Annotated in this window: 15 protein-coding genes; 6 read left to right on the forward strand and 9 right to left on the reverse strand. The window is 51.3% G+C overall.

Features of this window, described 5'->3' with window-relative positions:
* Nucleotides 1-126 precede the first annotated feature (126 nt).
* From ACYQ8U_RS08330 to ACYQ8U_RS08355, 6 genes are all read right to left on the reverse strand, one after another.
* On the reverse strand, nucleotides 127-1,221 hold the full coding sequence (locus tag ACYQ8U_RS08330; RefSeq protein WP_459945075.1) for a branched-chain amino acid ABC transporter permease: 1,095 nt from the start codon (nucleotides 1,219-1,221) through the stop codon (nucleotides 127-129).
* 3 nt (nucleotides 1,222-1,224) lie between these two features.
* The gene (locus ACYQ8U_RS08335) at nucleotides 1,225-2,118 is read right to left on the reverse strand and encodes a branched-chain amino acid ABC transporter permease (RefSeq protein WP_459945076.1); all 894 of its coding nucleotides are present in this window, start codon (nucleotides 2,116-2,118) and stop codon (nucleotides 1,225-1,227) included.
* Entirely contained in the window at nucleotides 2,118-4,043 is a 1,926-nt protein-coding gene (locus ACYQ8U_RS08340) for an AMP-binding protein (protein WP_459945077.1), read from the reverse strand. Before ACYQ8U_RS08340 ends, ACYQ8U_RS08335 begins: the two co-directional genes overlap by 1 nt.
* A gap of 6 nt (nucleotides 4,044-4,049) precedes the next feature.
* Nucleotides 4,050-4,811, reverse strand: a complete 762-nt coding sequence (locus tag ACYQ8U_RS08345) for an ABC transporter ATP-binding protein (RefSeq protein ID WP_459945078.1) — start codon at nucleotides 4,809-4,811, stop codon at nucleotides 4,050-4,052.
* Between the two features lie 177 nt (nucleotides 4,812-4,988).
* On the reverse strand, nucleotides 4,989-6,572 hold the full coding sequence (locus tag ACYQ8U_RS08350; RefSeq protein WP_459945079.1) for a PAS domain S-box protein: 1,584 nt from the start codon (nucleotides 6,570-6,572) through the stop codon (nucleotides 4,989-4,991).
* Nucleotides 6,573-6,872: 300 nt separating this feature from the next.
* Nucleotides 6,873-7,475: a DUF3786 domain-containing protein gene (locus tag ACYQ8U_RS08355; protein ID WP_459945080.1), complete on the reverse strand. Its 603-nt coding sequence runs from the start codon at nucleotides 7,473-7,475 to the stop codon at nucleotides 6,873-6,875.
* 350 nt (nucleotides 7,476-7,825) lie between these two features.
* On the opposite strand from ACYQ8U_RS08355, the gene ACYQ8U_RS08360 reads away from it, so the two are divergent.
* Nucleotides 7,826-8,812: a L,D-transpeptidase family protein gene (locus ACYQ8U_RS08360; protein WP_459945081.1), complete on the forward strand. Its 987-nt coding sequence runs from the start codon at nucleotides 7,826-7,828 to the stop codon at nucleotides 8,810-8,812.
* Nucleotides 8,813-8,882: 70 nt separating this feature from the next.
* Here the strand turns inward: ACYQ8U_RS08360 and ACYQ8U_RS08365 are convergent, their stop codons facing one another.
* The 3 genes from ACYQ8U_RS08365 to ACYQ8U_RS08375 form a co-directional block, all read right to left on the reverse strand.
* Complete coding sequence (locus ACYQ8U_RS08365; RefSeq protein ID WP_459945082.1) at nucleotides 8,883-9,158, reverse strand: Lpp/OprI family alanine-zipper lipoprotein; 276 nt, start codon at nucleotides 9,156-9,158, stop codon at nucleotides 8,883-8,885.
* Between the two features lie 155 nt (nucleotides 9,159-9,313).
* Nucleotides 9,314-9,928, reverse strand: a complete 615-nt coding sequence (locus ACYQ8U_RS08370; protein WP_459945083.1) for a L,D-transpeptidase family protein — start codon at nucleotides 9,926-9,928, stop codon at nucleotides 9,314-9,316.
* 106 nt (nucleotides 9,929-10,034) lie between these two features.
* Entirely contained in the window at nucleotides 10,035-10,982 is a 948-nt protein-coding gene (locus ACYQ8U_RS08375) for a radical SAM protein (RefSeq protein ID WP_459945084.1), read from the reverse strand.
* 339 nt (nucleotides 10,983-11,321) lie between these two features.
* Between ACYQ8U_RS08375 and ACYQ8U_RS08380 the strand changes: the two genes are divergently transcribed.
* From ACYQ8U_RS08380 to ACYQ8U_RS08400, 5 genes are all read left to right on the forward strand, one after another.
* Nucleotides 11,322-14,063 (forward strand): PhnD/SsuA/transferrin family substrate-binding protein, encoded by a 2,742-nt coding sequence (locus ACYQ8U_RS08380; protein WP_459945085.1) that lies wholly within the window; start codon nucleotides 11,322-11,324, stop codon nucleotides 14,061-14,063.
* Nucleotides 14,064-14,083: 20 nt separating this feature from the next.
* Nucleotides 14,084-14,863: a Mut7-C RNAse domain-containing protein gene (locus ACYQ8U_RS08385; protein ID WP_459945086.1), complete on the forward strand. Its 780-nt coding sequence runs from the start codon at nucleotides 14,084-14,086 to the stop codon at nucleotides 14,861-14,863.
* A 65-nt stretch (nucleotides 14,864-14,928) separates the two neighbouring features.
* Nucleotides 14,929-15,087 (forward strand): hypothetical protein, encoded by a 159-nt coding sequence (locus ACYQ8U_RS08390; RefSeq protein ID WP_459945087.1) that lies wholly within the window; start codon nucleotides 14,929-14,931, stop codon nucleotides 15,085-15,087.
* 434 nt (nucleotides 15,088-15,521) lie between these two features.
* Entirely contained in the window at nucleotides 15,522-16,169 is a 648-nt protein-coding gene (locus ACYQ8U_RS08395) for a succinate dehydrogenase cytochrome b subunit (RefSeq protein WP_459945088.1), read from the forward strand.
* An 82-nt stretch (nucleotides 16,170-16,251) separates the two neighbouring features.
* Nucleotides 16,252-18,180: a fumarate reductase/succinate dehydrogenase flavoprotein subunit gene (locus ACYQ8U_RS08400; RefSeq protein ID WP_459945089.1), complete on the forward strand. Its 1,929-nt coding sequence runs from the start codon at nucleotides 16,252-16,254 to the stop codon at nucleotides 18,178-18,180.
* Nucleotides 18,181-18,242 lie beyond the last annotated feature (62 nt).

Below are 18,242 nucleotides of genomic sequence, written 5' to 3' on the forward strand. Positions count from 1 at the left end.
AATAGTCATTTTGTTCAAAATCGAGGCGTTTAGGGAAAATAAGCACAGGCATATAGTTAATATTCCGATCATTATTTTCCCTAAACAACGAAGAGTTTGGGCAAAAGGGCATATTCGGACAGGCTCCTAGTACCTGAATGGCCACAGCTTGACATAGGACCGTGCGATACGCCACCAGTTGGCAATGCCGCGCGGTTCAAACATCAGAAACAGTACGATAACGAGACCAAAGCTCAGCGGTTTGAGAGCCGTAGCAAGATTTGCGGCAAAGGCTAAATGGCTGCTCGCCCATTCGGACAGTTGTTCCACCTGCATATCGAGCATCTTGATCGCCAGTGGCCCCATAAAAGAACCGGGCAGCGTGCCAAGCCCGCCGACAATGGCCATGGCCAGATAGTTGATGGAGTGGTGCAGGGTAAAGGATTCGACCCCGACGCCACGATACAGATAGGCATGTAAAGCCCCCGCCACCCCGGCGAGAAACCCGGCCAAGGCAAAAGCATACACTTTGGTGAGGCCCGGGTGCATGCCCATGGCGTCAGCCGCACGGTCATTGTCCCGCACGGCGATAAGACAACGGCCATAGCGGGTACGCAGCAGATTACGCACCGAAAAACCGAGCAGAACAATCAACACCAGGATCGCATAATACCAGAAGATATAGTGCTGCTTGCGGGACACCTCGCCGCTTACCCAGAACACCCGACCAACGGATATGGTCTGCCCCTGGTTAAAAAAATCCATGAATTTCATGGTCCACTCAAATATCATCTGGAAGGAAAGCGTGGCAATGGCCAGATACAGATGTTTCAGACGAAGGGCGGGCAGGCCGACAATGGCGCCGAAAACAGCGCCCATCGCCCCGGCGACAAGAAGCATTACCGGCCAGGCGTGCGACAAAAGAAAGTGGTTTTCACCTAACACCCGGGCAAAAGAAGCAATGGTATAGGCACCTACCCCGACAAAGGCCGCATGGCCGATGGATATGAGACCGGCAAAACCGGTGACCAGATTCAATCCCATCACGGCAATGACGGCGATGAGGATGTTGTCGATCACCAGCATATACTTGTTGCCGACATCGATGAAGAACGGCCAGATGAAAAGGCCGAGGATGAAAAGTGCCATCGCCGTCCTGTCCAGGCTGGTGAAAAAAATCCGTTGTTCTTCCCGGTAGGAGGTAAAATAATTTCCTGTAGCCAACCAACGATTTGCTGACATAGTTTATACCCGTTCTATTTCGTGTATGCCGAATAGGCCATGGGGTTTAAAAAGCAGAATAACCAGGAGAATAATATACGGCATAACTTCCCCCGTACCGCTCAGTCCCCAGTGGCCGTCAAGATATCCGCTGGCAAATTGCTGTATCAGCCCCATGATTACCCCCGCGACAACCGCACCGAGAATGGAATCCAGCCCGCCGAGAATAACCACCGGAAAAACCACAATGCCGAAGGCGTGCAGGGTATCAAAATTCAAACCGGTGATATTACCGATAACGCCCCCGGCCGCCGCGGCACTCAGTCCGGCCATTGCCCAGGCCAGACCGAATACCCGGGGTACCGATATGCCGATGGACATTGCCGCCAGCTGATCGTCGGATACCGCCCGCATGGAGATACCGACCGTCGATTTTTTAAAGAACCAGGTAAAGCAGGCAATCAGGGTAAAGGTGGTGATCACCCCGACCAGCTGCGTCCAGGAAATCGACACCCCGCCAAAACCAATCGGTGTCGTCGGCAGGAATGGCGGAAAGGAGAAATTCTCCGTGCCAAAGGGGGTCAGATAGATCAGGCCGTCAAGAATGGACATCAGGCCGATGGTGACCATGATCACGGAAATAATCGGTTCCCCGATCAAGCGCCGCAGAAACACCCTTTCGACACTCATCGCCAGTAAAAAGGTCGCCAGCATACTGGCCGGAAAAGAAATATAGATAGGAATGCCCGCCCAGACGGTCAGGGCATAGGTGATAAAAGCCCCGGAAGCAATGAACTGCCCGTGGGCGATATTCAGCACCCGGCTCGACTTATAAATGAGTACAAAGCCAAGGGCGGACAGGGCGTAAATCGATCCGACAACAATTCCACTGACTACCAGTTGAAAAAAATAGCTCATCAGTCCCCTTCCATTGTGTAAAAGTGGATGGTTGTATCAACCGTTGTTGTTTGGCCGTCCTGATACTGATAAAAGGCCTCCACCCTTTTCTCTGTTATATCTTGGTCATACAGCGCTTCATAGAGATCATTGTATTTTTCACGGACAAATTTGCGGCGGATTTTCCCGGTCTTGGTCAATTCGCCATCATCCATATCCAGCAGCTTATAGAGGATGGCAAAGCGCCTGATCTTAAAATGCGGCTTTTCACTATTTGCATTAATAGACTCGACCGCACCCTTGATCAGCTCGGCAACCTCCGGCTGCAGGGAAAGATCCATATAGGTGCTAAAGGAAATCCCCCTGTCCTCGGCCCATTTGCCGACGACAATGGGGTCAACGTTGATCAGCGCCGCGACATAGTCTTTCTGGTCGCCGAAGATGACCGCTTCTTTAATGTAGGGACTGAACTTCAGGCGGTTTTCCAGGAACATCGGGCTGAACATCTCGCCGTTTTTATTATGCATGACGTCGGAAATACGGTCGATGACCACCAGATGGCCGTTGTCATCGATATAGCCGGCATCACCCGAATGGAGCCAGCCGCCTTCAAGCAATTCGGCGGTCTTCTCCGGCAGTTTATAGTACCCGGGCGTGACCGAGGCCGACCGCGACAGGATCTCCCCTTCTTCGGAAATTTTGCATTCCGTCCCCGGCAGAGGTTTACCTACCGTATCCGGTCGTACATCGCCGTCCCGGTGCATATAGGCGATGCCGACGATCTCTGTCTGGCCGTAGATCTGTTTCAGGTTGACGCCGATGGCCTGATAAAAGGTAAAGAGTTCCGGTCCGAGGGCAGCGCCGCCGGTATAGGCCCGGCGCAGTCGCAGCAGGCCGATCTGATTGACCAGCGGCCGAAAGATGATCTGCTTGCCAAGCCAGGCGAGAAAACGAAGTTTACCGGGCATCACCCTGCCTGACATGCGATAGCCCGCCGCCTCTTCGCCTATTTTCATGAAATAATGATAGAAGGTACGGTTCAGCCAATAGGATTCATTTATTTTCAGCCAGATCTGCGAGCGGATATTTTCATAGATGCGCGGCGCACCAAACATGAAATGCGGTCCAATTTCCTTGAGATCACTCATGCTGGTTTCCACCGACTCCGGAAAATTGACGGCGATGCCGGTGGCCATGGCCACGCCGAAAGAGTTCATCTGTTCGCCGATCCAGGCAAAGGGCAGAAACGACAGATACTCATCAGTCTCTTCCAGGGGATCGACCTTGGTGATCTGCAGGCCCATGTTGATATAATTTCGATGGGTGAGCATGGCGCCTTTCGGCAGTCCGGTGGTGCCGGAGGTCAGACACAGATGGCAGACATCGTCGGGTTTGCCTTCGTCGACCAGGTTGTTGAACAGTTCCGGGTCCTTGTCATGCGATTCTTCGCCAAGCGCATACAGCTCTTCAATGGACATGAACCAGTCATCAGCCTGGTAGCCGCGCATGCCTCGGGGGTCCTCATAGATAACTTTCTGTACGCCGGGAATTCTGTCGCGCACCTCGGCCACCTTATCGACCTGCTCCTGATCGCTGCAGAAGACAATGCTGACATTGAGGTATTCGAGAATCCCGCCGATCTCGTCGGGCAGGCTGGTTTGATAGATGGCTGCGGAAATACCGCCTACGGCCTGCGCGCCGATGGCCATGTACAGCGTTTCCGGAATATTATCGCTGATGATGACAAGTTTATCTCCTTTGGCAAAACCGATCTTGAGCAGACCAAGGCCGACCTTGCGCACAAAAGCATAGTACTCATCCCAGGTATAGCTGATCCAGCAGCCAAAATCCTTTTCCCGCAAAGCAACTTTCTTGCCAGTCGCCTTCACCCGCCATCGCAGAAGTTGCGGAATGGTGTGCTTTACCAGATGGTCTTGATTTTCCATACGCAATTATTCTTCTCCAATATAGGCTTCAATCACTCGCGGATCGGAGGCAACCTCCTGCGGTGTTCCCGAACCGATCAATTCGCCAAAATCGAGGACGTAGATCTGGTCGGAAATATCCATGACCACCCCCAGGTCATGCTCAACCAGCACCACCGTGACGCCCCACTCTTTCTTTAAATCAAGAATAAAACGTACAATGTCTTCTTTTTCCTCGATGTTCATTCCGGCCATGGGTTCATCGAGCAGCAGCAGTTGCGGCGCCAGCGTCAGGGCCCGGGCGACCTCGACTCTTTTTTGCACTCCATAGCTCAGGTTACCGACCATGCTTTTTCGGTAGGGTTCCAACTCCATGAAATTGATTATTTTTTCTACATAGGCGCGATTTTCCGCCTCCAGTCGTGATGCCTTGCCAAAGAAAATGACCGCATGCAGGATTGAGTAGCGCAGGTTTTGATGACGGGCGAGGAGCAGATTATCAAGCACCGACAGACCGCGAAACAGCTCAAGATTTTGAAAGGCTCTGGCTATGCCGATATTGGAAATCTGATGCGGCGAGGCATGGGTCAGGGTACGTTCCCCGTAGACAATCTGCCCTTTGGTAGGGTGATAGAAACCGGAAATACAGTTGAGAATACTTGTTTTACCGGCCCCGTTGGGACCGATGATCGAGGTGATAAGCCCGGGCTCGATAGTGATATCGACATTGGAGAGTGCGTTTAATCCGCCGAAGGTAAGCGTAACATCAGAAACAATCAGCTGCGTCATAGATTTCTCCAAATCGCGAGTTCTAGCTGGTGCATGCTCAATAATGAAACTGGACAATATTTTCGTCAAGGCGCGTATCCCCTCGGGATTTTTTTATATCAAATTTACTTATACATTACTTAATCCACAAAAAATCGCAAGTTTATTAAATAGCGGTAAAATAGTGGGTAAATACTACTATTTCACCATGGACAATAAATGAGATTGCAGGTTTATCTTCTTGTTCTTTATACCTAATTTACCCCTGATCTTGTGCCGGTGAAAGAGGATGGTATTTTTTGACACCAGCAGCACTTCGGCTATTTCTTTATTGGTTTTTCCTTCCTTGACCAGACTGGCCACCCTGATTTCGGTCGGCGTCAACTGCACCAGATCCGAGGTCAGCTTGTCGAGGAACGGGGAAACGATATTGTTTAAATTGGTTTCGAGGATCTGTACCAGGGTTTGTTGCTGGATACTCAGCCGTCCGTCGGCAACTCGCTGCAGATAGGGGCTGACCAGCTCCTGGACATTGCGCAAAACAACCTCCCCGAGTTCCTTTTTATCTACTTCCCGTTGTTTTAACAGGACCCGCAGAGCGGTATTGACTTCTTCGAGATGGTGGGACTGCGCCTGCAGCTCTTTCTCACGTTTTTTCAGGGCTTTTTCCGCCCGTTTTCGATCTTCTATTTCCTGCTCAAGTTTAAGATTGGTCTGCGCCAGTTCAGCTGTCCGCTCCGTCACCAGCTCTTCAAGATGCCCGCGATATCTATCCAGTTCCTGTTCATCACGCTTTCGATCGCTGATATCCCGCAGGATGACGATATTGCCGAGCGGTTGCCCGTCAACGCCCTGATACAGGGTGGAACTGAGCTGCACATCGAGAACTTTTCCCGCCCGGGTCAGGCGTCTGGTCTCAAAGAGATGGATCTTTTGACCACTGAGCATCTGTTTGATGGCCGTCCGTGTCTCCTCGACGCTCTCCGGCGGGACAAAATCGATCTGCTTGCCGAGAAGTTCATCCCGCGATAAGTCAAAGGTCTGCTCAAAGGCCGGATTGACATACGTGGCAATGCCCTTCATATCGTAGACGACAATCGGATCGGGCGACGATTCGAGGAAGGTTCGATAACGCATCTCGCTTTCCCGCAACACCGCCTCCGCCCGCTTCCTCTCTGCCAGTTCGTGGCGTACATCGGCGTATAAACGGGCCTTTTCCAGCGCGATGAGCGCCAGGGCGGCAAACCGCTCCAGGGTGGCGATATCCTCATTGCTGAAACGCTTGTCGCCGTCGACATGGGCAAGTCCGATCACCCCGAGGACTCGATTATCGTATTTGAGCGGTATCCCGACAATAGAACGCAACCCGTCGAGGACCTTATCGGCCAGACGATCGGACCAGGTCTGATAATCCTCGACCAGCAGCGGTACCTCGGCCTGCCACACCTGCCCGCCCATGCCCTGGCCCAGTCGAACCTGCCGCCCCAGCTGGCTCTTGAAAAAGCCCATCCCCACCCGCATCTGCATCAACTCTTCCCCCCGCTCGGGCAAATAGATGAAGCCGTGGGCCGTGCCGCTCAGCGAGGCGGCCCGCTCGAGGATATTTTCCAGCAGTTCTTCTTTATCAAGCTTATCAATTAAACCAAGAGAGGTTTCACTCAGCGCCTTCAAGGAGCTGTTTTGCCGATGACAGGTTTCTTCAGCCGCCTTCAGGCGCAGGGATTCGAGAATTAAGGTGCCGTTCTGCCGGACCAACTCGGCGTAGGTAGGTTTTTGCTCCATGCGGGATTACAGGAAAAAAGTTTATGGTACAAAAAATGACCGGTTAAACGTCGGATTTCATCATGGTTCGGTAACAAAAGAAACAGTTCTGCCAACGTAGCCTCTCACCGTACTTTTCAACCACGAAAATCTCACACAACTGCTCATTTTTCGCTTTTTTGCGGTCCCCTCTCGTCCATCGAGCCCGCGCTCCTGTGTGGGTACGGGAAGGTGGCTCGGACAAACGGCTTAAGACCTTGGCCAGGGTTCTCATATTTTCAATTGCAGAAGTCTTGTTATATTTTAGCCTGGTTCTCATGATCAATCGATCAGGTTCACAATTTTCCTGGATGTGTATTCCCCCACATCAGCAAGTCCATCTACTGGCATAAATTGATTTGCGTTATTTGAATAGAGGCATGTTACCGAAGCAGGAAATTCATCATCTGCTTCATAAAAAATATAGCATAGTGCAATTTTTGGAAATGGATAAACAATAAAGGAAAAATCACCCCCTGCGTCAGAAGGAGTTTTCTCCCCTTTGAGCTTTTGAATAATTCTTTGCTCCGTTTCTTTGATTCTGGTAACATGAGGGACAAGCAATTGTTCAGTATGTGTAGCAAAAGCCCCTACATAAGGCATACTGCCAGGAAACTCCTTGAATGATCTGAGGGGTGAAAGAATACAAATATCTGAGCAGGCATTTAAGACGTAAAGAGATATTAGAATTCCAAGTACTGAGGAGTGCGGTTCCTCACCAAGCGTAATTCTTTCCGGCTCAATCACACATCTTTCACCAAATGCATCAAAAACAAACCGCTCTCCATCCTGCTCGCCTGGCAGGTTCTTTGCTAGGTCTTGAGAAAGATTTCCGTAGAGTCGATTAAGATTGTCTTGAACAATTTTTGCATAATTGTCTGTCATTCCTTCCCTCCGGTATTTCATCGAAAAATAACGTCAAAATCAGGTTCATCCGGTAAACGAGTACCTGAGGGGGTTTATGCCTTTAACATTAAAAATTTGCAATATCACCTTCACGGATACCTTCGGTAATCAGTGTACCATTCTGAGTCCACAAAAAAAATAGGCATGGAATTTGACTAGGGCAGCACATGTTGATCCATTTTTTTCTCTGCGGCGCAGAAGAGCTGAAAGTAGCCCTGCAGCGTATTGGTACTAGAAAAAGTTGCGCGTTGAAAAAAGACAATTATGGTAGGGTATTATCATTAACGTATCAACTCATTTCACCTCTCAACCACGGAAATCTATCAATAATGGCTTATTTTTCGCTTTTGAATGGTGTGCTGCCGTTTCGCAGGGTGCCCGCAGTTTTGCCGGCTGTTCTTTTTGTTCTTTTGGTCGGAATATCATCACCACTCCTGGCGACGACGCATCCAATGCCTCCCGAAGGCGTTGACCTTATCGGCTTTACGACAAGTATTAAAGCCCTCAACCAGGATACCTTGCTCGATATTGCCCGCCAGTACGATCTGGGGCAGGAGGAGATCCTGCACGCCAATCCGAATATTGACCGCTGGATGCCCGGCAAGAGTACTAAGGTTGTTCTCCCTGGCCAGTTTATTCTTCCCCAGGCTGAACGGAAGGGCGTTGTGCTTAATCTGCCCGAGATGCGCCTCTACTATTTTTACGAAGACGACCTGGAGAAAAAGCCCATGGTGAAAACCTATCCGGTAAGTGTCGGCCGGATGGACTGGAAGACGCCTTTAGGCAAAGCCAGAATTGAAAGAAAGGACAAAGATCCATCCTGGAGGCCACCCGAATCTGTTAAATTAGAGGCAATCGCCGCAGGAAATCCATTGCCCGATGTCGTTCCCCCCGGCCCCGCCAATCCCCTTGGCCGTTATGCGCTGCGCCTGAGCATCCCCGGTTATCTGATCCATAGCACCAACAAGCCCTATGGCGTGGGTATGCGGGTGACCCATGGCTGCGTGCGCATGTATCCCGAAGACATCGAGGAACTTTTTCCAATTATACCGGTACATACAATGGTGCAGATTGTGAACCAGCCGATCAAGCTCGGCTGGCAGAATACTACCCTTTTTCTCGAGGTTCATCCAATGTTGGATGAAGACCAGGAGAAAAATCAGGATCTGCAAGAAATGGGCTTTGCAATGATCTTAAAGGAAATAGAAAACAAGGATACTCAACTCGATATACAAACCATCAAACGCGCGCTGCAGGAACAGACCGGCATGCCGGTTCCCATCTCCACTGTTGTCTCCGATGGTTTTGATTTTTAAAGGGGCTGAGCAAAGAGCAGAGCCCCACCGGGGAATGGCGGGACTCTGACAATAAATCATACCAGAGTAATTATTTGTACATAGCCTTTTTAAACATACGGTCCATTTTGCTTTCCGTAGTTTCAGCAGTCGCATTGGCCTGCTGGGCGGTAGCATTGGCATCCTCGGCAATAGCCTTGGCTTCCTGAGCAGTAGCTTTGGCCTCGTTGGCCGCCGTCAGGGCCGCATCAGCCGTGGCATTCGCCTGCACCACCTGGGTTCTCACCGAATCCAGATCGCCGTTCGTGGCACAGCCTGCAAGGCCAAGTACGATAAGCACAGCGAACAGTTTAGCAGTTTTTTTCATGTGAAGTTCTCCTTGTTATGGTTTGATAGGTTAGTCTTTCCGACAATTTCCGCCGCTCTCACATCAACAATAGCTGTTTTACTAACTTGTTATATTAATACGAGCGAACAAGACAGGCTATCCTTTTTTTCGTTAGAGAGTGAATAAAATCGACCTCAGCGTATTTCAACCGGGGTTCCCACCCTGATCCAGACCGTTAGCCGGTCAATCTGCTCATTGGTCAGAGCAACACAGCCATTTGTCCAGTTGTACCGCTTATGGATGTTTATATCACCCTTGCCGATACCGTGTATGCCCAGGTTGCCGCCAAGAATGGTATTCTGAGGGGGAAGACGCCCGGCGGCCAGGGCCTGGCGAATTTTGTCCCAGGTCTTTTTGTCCAGATGACCAGCCTTCAAGGCACGTTCGGCATAGTCTTTACTTGGATAATAAAAACCGAAAAATCGATGAAAGGAAGTATTATCGGTTATCCAGGCAATGCTGAAATGCCCCAGCGGGGTCTGGCTGTCACCCTTCCGCCTGTCGGGAGACGCGCCGTAACGGCCGATGGCAATATCTGAGAAAGTGAGCATTTCCTGGCCACCTTGCAGTACCTTCAGGGTGAGCGCCTTGGTGTCTATGACAATGCGAGTGTTGTCCAGGCTGGTATCCTCGGCAACACTAACCAGGGAGGTCAACAGAATCCACATGATCGCGACACAGAGGCCGGCCAACAGGGGAGTCAAAATTTGTTGTTTTGTATGCATGAGCGGGGCCCTTTTCAACGACATTGCCAAACACCTCCAGGAATATCTGTCGGCAATCGGGACGGTAGCCACATAAGCGTGGCATTCACCCTTTCCATTTCCGGAACAGAAAAATTATAATACCCATCTATCATTTATCCAGCAAATGCCGCAACAGATCGGCAAAATTACGCCGATCAAGCCGTGTCAGGCCATACTGTTCCGCCCGCTGCATGGCCTGCCGGTACTCGGCAGCTGAAATTCCCGCCGCAAGCTCGACAAACTCATCGGCCCTGCCGGCTGGTCGATACTGATCCATGATATTTACATAACAATTGATTGATATCTCTTCCACCAGGAAGCGGAGAATCGCCTCCGTCTCTGCAAAGCCCCCCGGCATCAACAGGTGTCGAACCAGCAGGCCGCGTTGCGCCTGCCCCTGGGCATTGATGTGCAGATCGCCGACCTGCCGCTGCATCTCTCGCAGGGCCTGCCGGGCTACTTCAGGATAATCGGCCGCCCCGGCATATCGCCTGGCGGAGTCAGCACTCCAGAACTTAAAATCGGGCATATAGATATCGATGATGCCATCGAGTAATTGCAGCGTGGCAACACGGTCATAGCCGCTGCTGTTATAGACCAGCGGCACCGTAAGACCATGGGCAATGGCCGTGGGAAGTGCCGCAAGAATCTGCGGCACAACATGGCTGGGGGTGACCAGATTAATGTTGCGGCAGCCCTGCTCCTGCAGCTCGACCATGATCTGGGCGAGGCGCTGGTCATCGACCGGAAGACAGCTGTGCTCTTCCGGATAACTGATATCGTAGTTCTGGCAAAAAACACAGAGCAGATTGCAGCCGCAGAAAAAAATAGTTCCGGAACCATGCTCCCCGACCAGCACCGCCTCTTCCCCAAAATGCGGTCCATAACTGGCAATCTCTGCCAAGGCGCCGGTGCGGCACAGGCCGGTTTTACCCGCCAGACGATCGACCTTGCACCGGCGCGGGCACAAGGTACATTTTTCCAGTAGCCGCCGGCTCTGGTCAATGCGCCGAGCGAGTAGACCTGAGCTTGCCGCCGCGAGATAGGCACTCTCCATCACCCACCACCCATAGATTTATCGCCGTTTATCACCATTCATCGCAAAAAGGTCAGAAATATTCTGCCTTCGTCCTGTTAACCCATCTTTTGCCAATTTTGTTTGAGATATTCCCATTGGCCGAAGAAGTATAATATAATTCATCACCTCACACATCAACGTCTTTCCCTGGGAGATTGTCGAATTGTGCTCTTTCCCCCATCTCTTGGTTATTTTCGAAAATGTTTGTGCTTGAGAAATAGAGCGCAGTGAGTAGTATTAATTCTTATATCAAGACAAAATCTGTTGGCACAAAACACGCACAGGGGGCACCGACAAAAACCCCTGGTGGAGCTAGCCATGATCAAGCTGCCACAAAAATGGGAGGCATGGAGACGACATAACCGGAAGCCCCTTATTTTTCTACTGTTTCTGGTTATTTTCGTCCTGGCCACCAAGACACACGCCCAGCCCGCGCAAGAGGTTCGGATCGGCCTGCTGGCAAAACGCGGTTCGGCAATCGATGTACAGCTGTGGACCGCCACCGCCGACTATCTGACGGCGCGCCTGCCCGGTTACCATTTTCATATAGTGCCGCTCGATTTTACAGAAATCCATGACGCCGTCCGAGTGGGACATATTGATTTCGTCCTGGCCAATTCGGCTTTTTACGTCGAGCTTGAGAAGCTGTACGGCGTGAACCGCATAGCCACCCTGATTAACCAGAATCTGCCGCATCAGCAGACGACCATCTTCGGCGGGGTTATCTTTAGCCTGGCCGACCGCAAGGATATAACCCAACTCAGCGATTTACGTGATCGCCGTTTCATGGCGGTCGACCCGCGCTCCTTTGGCGGCTGGATTGTCTGTTGGCGCGAACTGCATCACCTCGGCATCGATCCGCTGCGTTTTTTTGCCTCCCTGGAGTACGGCAACACCCATGATGCCGTGGTCTATGCCGTGAGAAACGGCATGGTCGATGCGGGCACGGTCCGCACCGACACCCTGGAGCGCATGGCCGAAGCCGGCAGTATCAGACTGGACGAATTCCGTATTCTCAACGAACAGCATGTCGCGGATTTTCCCTTCAAACTCAGCACCAGCCTGTATCCGGAATGGCCCATGGCGGCGCTCAAAACAACGCCCGTCGATCTCGCCCGGCGGGTCGCCTCCGCCCTGCTGGCCATGGACAGCAACGATCCCGCCGCCAAGGCAAGCAAAAGCGCGGGCTGGACCGTACCGTTCAACTATCAGCCGGTGCACAATTGTCTGCTTGACCTGCGCATCGGCCCCTATGCGGATTTCGGCCAGTTCACCTTTACCGATGTCCTCAGGCGCTATTGGCGACAACTTGCCATAATGCTGTTTATCGTCAGCACGGTTATCCTGACCTCCCTGTATATTTTACATTTAAACCAGCGCCTTCGACAGAAAACAACCCAGCTTGACGAACTGAACACGACCCTTGAGGCCAAGGTTGTCGAGCGGACAAGCAAGATCAACACCCTGCTCGATCAGGAGCTGTATCTTCGGGAAATAATGCAGACGGTTGCCGTAGTCAACGGTCTGCTGCTTTCGGCCTCCAATCTACAGACGCTGCTGAACGCCGCATGTGAGGCGATGGGCACCCACAGCCATTACGGCTACAGCTGGATCGGCCTGCTGCACGATGGCCTGATCGATGAAGTTTACACCACCGACGAGTCCATCCGTCTGCCCGACAGCCCCCCCTATAATCCCCACGATGCCGCAAGTTTATTCGCCTTATCCGCCACTGCCCAATGCATTGTGCACAATCAAACCGTGGTCCTGGTCAAAAAAGAGGAAAAGAGCACCGTCACCCCCTGGCTTGACCGAGCCAATGCCAACAAATTCCGTGCCGTCGTCGCCCTGCCGCTGCGTGCCGACAAATATACGCCTCCCCTTGGGGCACTCTGCGTCTATACCATGCGTAAGGAAGGATTTGAGCAGGAAGAGATCGCCATGCTCGAGGAACTGGCCGGTGACATCGGCTTTGCCGTCAATTCTTTTCGGCAGCGGGAACAGGTGGCGAACCTGGAGAAAGAGCGCGCGGAAAATTACGAAAAAACCATTTTATCCTTTGCCGCCATGATCGATCAGCGTGATACCTATACCGCCGGCCACACCCTTCGGGTAGCATGCTACAGCTGGATGCTCGCTGAAGAGATGGGCCTGGCCGATGAAGAAATCGATTTCCTGCATCAGGCGGCAATCCTTCATGATATCGGAAAAATAGCCACTCCTGATTCGGTGCTGCTCAAGCCGGGCAAGCTCTCCTCTCTTGATTATGAATTGATCAAACTCCATGCCTCCGCCGGTTCTGACATGCTCGCCGGCATCCCCATGTACAAAGAGCTGGCCGAAATCATCCGGCATCATCATGAGCGTCAGGACGGTATGGGCTACCCAGACCGGTTGCGCGGCAAGGACATACCTTTACTCTCGCGCATCATGACTGTCGCCGACTCCTTTGATGCCATGACCACCAACCGTATCTATAAGCCGAGAAAGACCGTTGATGAAGCCCTGCAGGAGATGAAAACACTCAGCGGCAGCCAATTCGACCCCGAGGTCGTCGCCGCCGGACTGAAGGTACTGCAAAATGTGGCAATCCCCGAGTCGATCAGCCAACTGCCGAAAAACGACATGGAACAGCGGCGCTTCTCGTATTTTTTCGGCGACAAGCTGACCGGTTTGTACAACGAGGATTATCTGCAGATCATGCTGCACAGCGATCAGACCCTGAATAAATATCACTGCCTGCACAGCCTTTATATCAACAACCTGGAACTATATAATAAACGACTGGGCTGGGAAAAGGGGAACCTGCTCATGACCAAATTCGCCGCGGAACTCCAGTCTCGCTTCCCCGAGGCGCTGCTGTTCCGCGCCTATGGGCGTGATTTCGTCATTATCACCGCGAACCATTTTGACCTTACCGCGGATTCGCTGGTTTTTGATTGCTTCAAGGGAACGGAAATTTCTCTCAAGATAAAACACATCGACCTGCGTGAGGATGCAACCTACTACATCGACAAACTGGAACACCTGGAAATAATGCGTGAACTGGAAGTGTTTTGACAACAAACAAGGTGATCGACATGAAAACAGACGCCGCGCATGCCGACAGTACCAACCTCTTGCTCACCTTTTACGGTGATACTGTTGAGCTGCTGCGCAGAACTCCCGACGATGCGCAGACAATCGTCTACCGGTTAGCCCGGCGGGCTTCGATCAAGGATATCCTTGAAGGTCTTGGGGTACCGCATACCGAAGTGGGCAGGATAGTCCTGGCCGGCCAGGAACAGACCTTCGAAAAAATTGCCGAAGTCGGCGAACATTTCCATATCCATCCGCTCTCCCCTGCCATGCCGCCGACCGTGACCACTGTCCTTCGTCCAGACCCGCTTGGAGACTGCATATTTCTCGTCGATATCAATGTCGCCAGACTGGCAGGACTGCTACGCATGGTCGGCTTCGACGCAGAGGCGGTCGACCGGGAGATGACCAATAGCGCCACCTTGGACAGAGCCATCGACGAAAAGCGCATTCTGCTCACCCGAAACCGCGACCTGCTCAAACAGCGCCGGCTTGTTTTCGGCCATCTTGTCCGCAGCCAGGACCCGGAAGAACAACTGAAGGAAATCATCAATCTCTACAACCTGCAGGAGCGGATCCGTCCCTTTTCCCGTTGCATTGCCTGCAACGGGCTCTTGGCCGAGGTGGACAAAAAGACCATCATCGACCGCCTCCTGCCGCTTACCAGAAAATATTTCAACCGTTTCCACCAGTGCATCGGCTGCGGCAAAATTTACTGGCAGGGCAGCCATCACCATAAAATGTCAGCGCAACTGGCGAGGATTCTCGATAAAACGCAGTGAAGATGACGCTTGTGGCAGGATCAGCCGATGCGGCATCCAGTCCGGAATGACGGTGGCGGCAGGGTATGGCGGCAAAAAAAAGAACAACGTTATCACTTAGCCAGTCGACCGTGCGGTTTCTGCCAGGATGGACGACTCAAAAAGATCTAGCAGGTAACTTCACAGCAGCCATGGCAGCCATGGCAGCCAGCAAAAAAATATTTTATAACTATTTATTCCAATAAATTAAACAACTCTCTTCACTTTTCTAGAACACCCGACTATTTTCCCCTTGATAATTCTCACCATATCCCTTAAAAGAAATGGTAACATTGTTCTGTTATTTACAGACCATTGGGTCGTTTCTTGTATTTATTACACCATTTCAGACAGATAAAATATACACAAAAGATAACGTGGTTATTTTTTATTGATTGCTGTTTTCTGATATTTCAATAGCTGTCTAGCAATAACAGCATATTTACAATAACATATGCAGTAAAAACAACTTCGAAAAAATGAGTAAATGTACTGGTAGTAACCATGTTGGAGGCATCAACCGTATTTTGGCTGTATAACGTGGATATCGACACCCGCATGGCAATTTTTACTTCCGCAGGGAATTGCTCCGGTTCCATCCCGTTATATTTCATTCTTCATTCAATCTAAGGGAAAAGATATGTGGCCCATCAAATTTATTTCATCATCGATTGGAAAAAAAATTATCATGGCGGTCTCGGGACTGCTGCTCATCCTTTTTCTGTGCACACATGCACTAGGCAATGCCGCTATCTTTGTCAGCAGTCACGCCTTTCAGACATATGCCAATGCACTGCACAGTCTACCGGTTGTTGTCCTTCTGTTCGGACTGGGACTCCTGGTCATTTTACTTTTTCACATCGGCTTCGGCATTAATCTCTTTCTACAAAACCGAGCGGCCGGCGGGAATCGATATGCCGTCAACACCAGAGTGGTAAAAAATTCCTTCGCCTCGAAAACAATGCCCTATACCGGACTATTAATCCTGCTCTTTATCATTGTTCATGTCTTTGGTTTCAACACTGGACCTGCCGATATGGAAGTTTCACAACTGGTGAAAGAATATCTCAGTAATTTCTTTTATTCTCTTTTTTACATTTTCTCCTTCTGTGCCCTTGCCCTGCATCTCAGCCATGGCTTCTGGAGCATGCTGCAGACATTTGGCATCAACCACCCGCGATACAACACCGGCATAGCCAAACATACCCTCATCGTACCGGCTTTCTTTCTCCTCTTTTTCGGTGCAATCGCCCTCTACTTCATGACCGGCCTTGGTGCATCGTATTGATAGCTGCCTGCATATCCCAGGGTAATATAATTTCAACTGTCAGGTAGCAAGCCTGCCGATAGACTTAGGAAAGGTACAGAAAATGGAACTCAACGCACACATCCCCGCAGGTCCCCTGAGTGAAAAGTGGGACAACCATAAATTCAACAGCAAACTGGTGAACCCGGCAAATCGGAGAAAGTTTAAAATAATTATCGTCGGTACCGGCCTTGCCGGGGCCTCGGCTTCCGCAACGCTTGCCGAACAGGGCTATCAGGTCCAGACCTTCTGTATTCAGGACAGCCCTCGCCGTGCGCACTCCATTGCCGCCCAGGGCGGTATCAACGCGGCAAAATGCTATCAAACCGATGGTGACTCGGTGCATCGTCTTTTTTATGACACCATCAAAGGCGGCGATTTCAGGTCCCGTGAAGCAAATGTGTACCGACTTGCCCAGGTCAGCAACAATATCATCGATCAATGTGTTGCCCAGGGCGTCCCCTTTGCTCGCGAATACGGCGGAACCATGGCGAACCGTTCCTTTGGCGGTGCTCAGGTATCCCGTACATTCTATGCACGGGGACAAACCGGACAGCAGCTGCTGCTTGGCGCCTACAGCGCTCTTTCCCGGCAGATTCATGCCGGTCGCGTCACCATGTACAACCGGCGGGAGATGATGGAAATTGTCCTGATCGACGGCAAGGCACGGGGAATCATTACCCGTAATATTATCACCGGAGAAATCGAAAAATATTCCGCCGACATGGTCTTGCTGGCGACCGGCGGCTACGGCAATGCCTATTTTCTCTCCACCAATGCCATGGCCTCGAATGTCACTGCTGCCTGGCGGGCCCATAAAAAAGGCGCCGGTTTTGCCAATCCAAGCTTTGTCCAGATCCACCCCACCTGCATTCCGGTCCATGGCGATTACCAGTCAAAACTTACCCTGATGAGTGAGAGCCTGAGAAATGACGGGAGGGTCTGGGTGCCAAAAGACGTCAACGACAAGCGGCACCCACGGGACATCCCGGATGGTGACAGAGACTATTACCTCGAAAACAAATACCCCAGCTTCGGCAATCTTGTTCCTCGCGATGTGGCGTCGAGAAATGCCAAGGAACAATGCGACCTCGGTAAAGGCGTCGGCAGCACAAAACTTGCCGTCTATCTCGATTTTGCCGATGCGATCAAGCGTGATGGCCAGGAAACGATCCTGAAAAAATATGGCAATCTATTCCAGATGTACGAGAAGATTACCGACAGCAGCCCGTTGCAGGAACCGATGATGATCTATCCAGCCGTCCACTACACCATGGGTGGTCTCTGGGTTGATTACAATCTCATGACGACAATCCCCGGCCTGTTTGCCCTGGGAGAATGTAATTTCTCCGACCATGGTGCCAACCGCCTCGGCGCCAGTGCGCTGATGCAGGGACTGGCCGACGGCTACTTTGTCATTTCTACCTCGGTGGCGAATTATCTGGGGACCAATAGCCTGAAAGCGGTATCGACCGAAGATGTCGCCTTTAAAGAAGCACAGCAGGAGGTGGAAAGTCGCATCAGCAAGCTGTTGAAAAACAGCAGCAACGGGCCGACAGGCAAAGTTACCGTCGACGAGATCCACAAGGAAGTCGGCAAACTGCTCTGGGACAACTGCGGTATGGCGCGAAACAAGGATGGACTCGAAGCCGCCCTAGCCAAATTGCCGGCAATAAAAGACAAGTTTTGGAACAGCGTCTACATCCCCGGCGATGCCAAAGATATCAATCAATCGCTGGAACGGGCAGGCCGTGTCGCTGATTTTCTCGAATTTGCCGAGATCATGGTTCGAGATGCGCTGGCTCGAGAAGAATCCTGCGGCTGTCATCTTCGAGAAGAAAGCCAGACGGAAGAAAACGAGGCAAAGCGCGATGACGCGAATTTCTCTCACGTCTCCGTCTGGGAACACAAAGGCGAAGGGGCGGAACCGGTCATGCACAAGGAACCACTTGTTTTTGAAAATGTCACTCCGAGCCAGAGAAGCTATAAGTGATCTGGTAAAAAAAATCCCGTCCGTCCGGATCAAACGACTAACGTAAACTTCTACCTTACCGA

The sequence above is a fragment of the Desulfocastanea catecholica genome, from assembly GCF_054657295.1.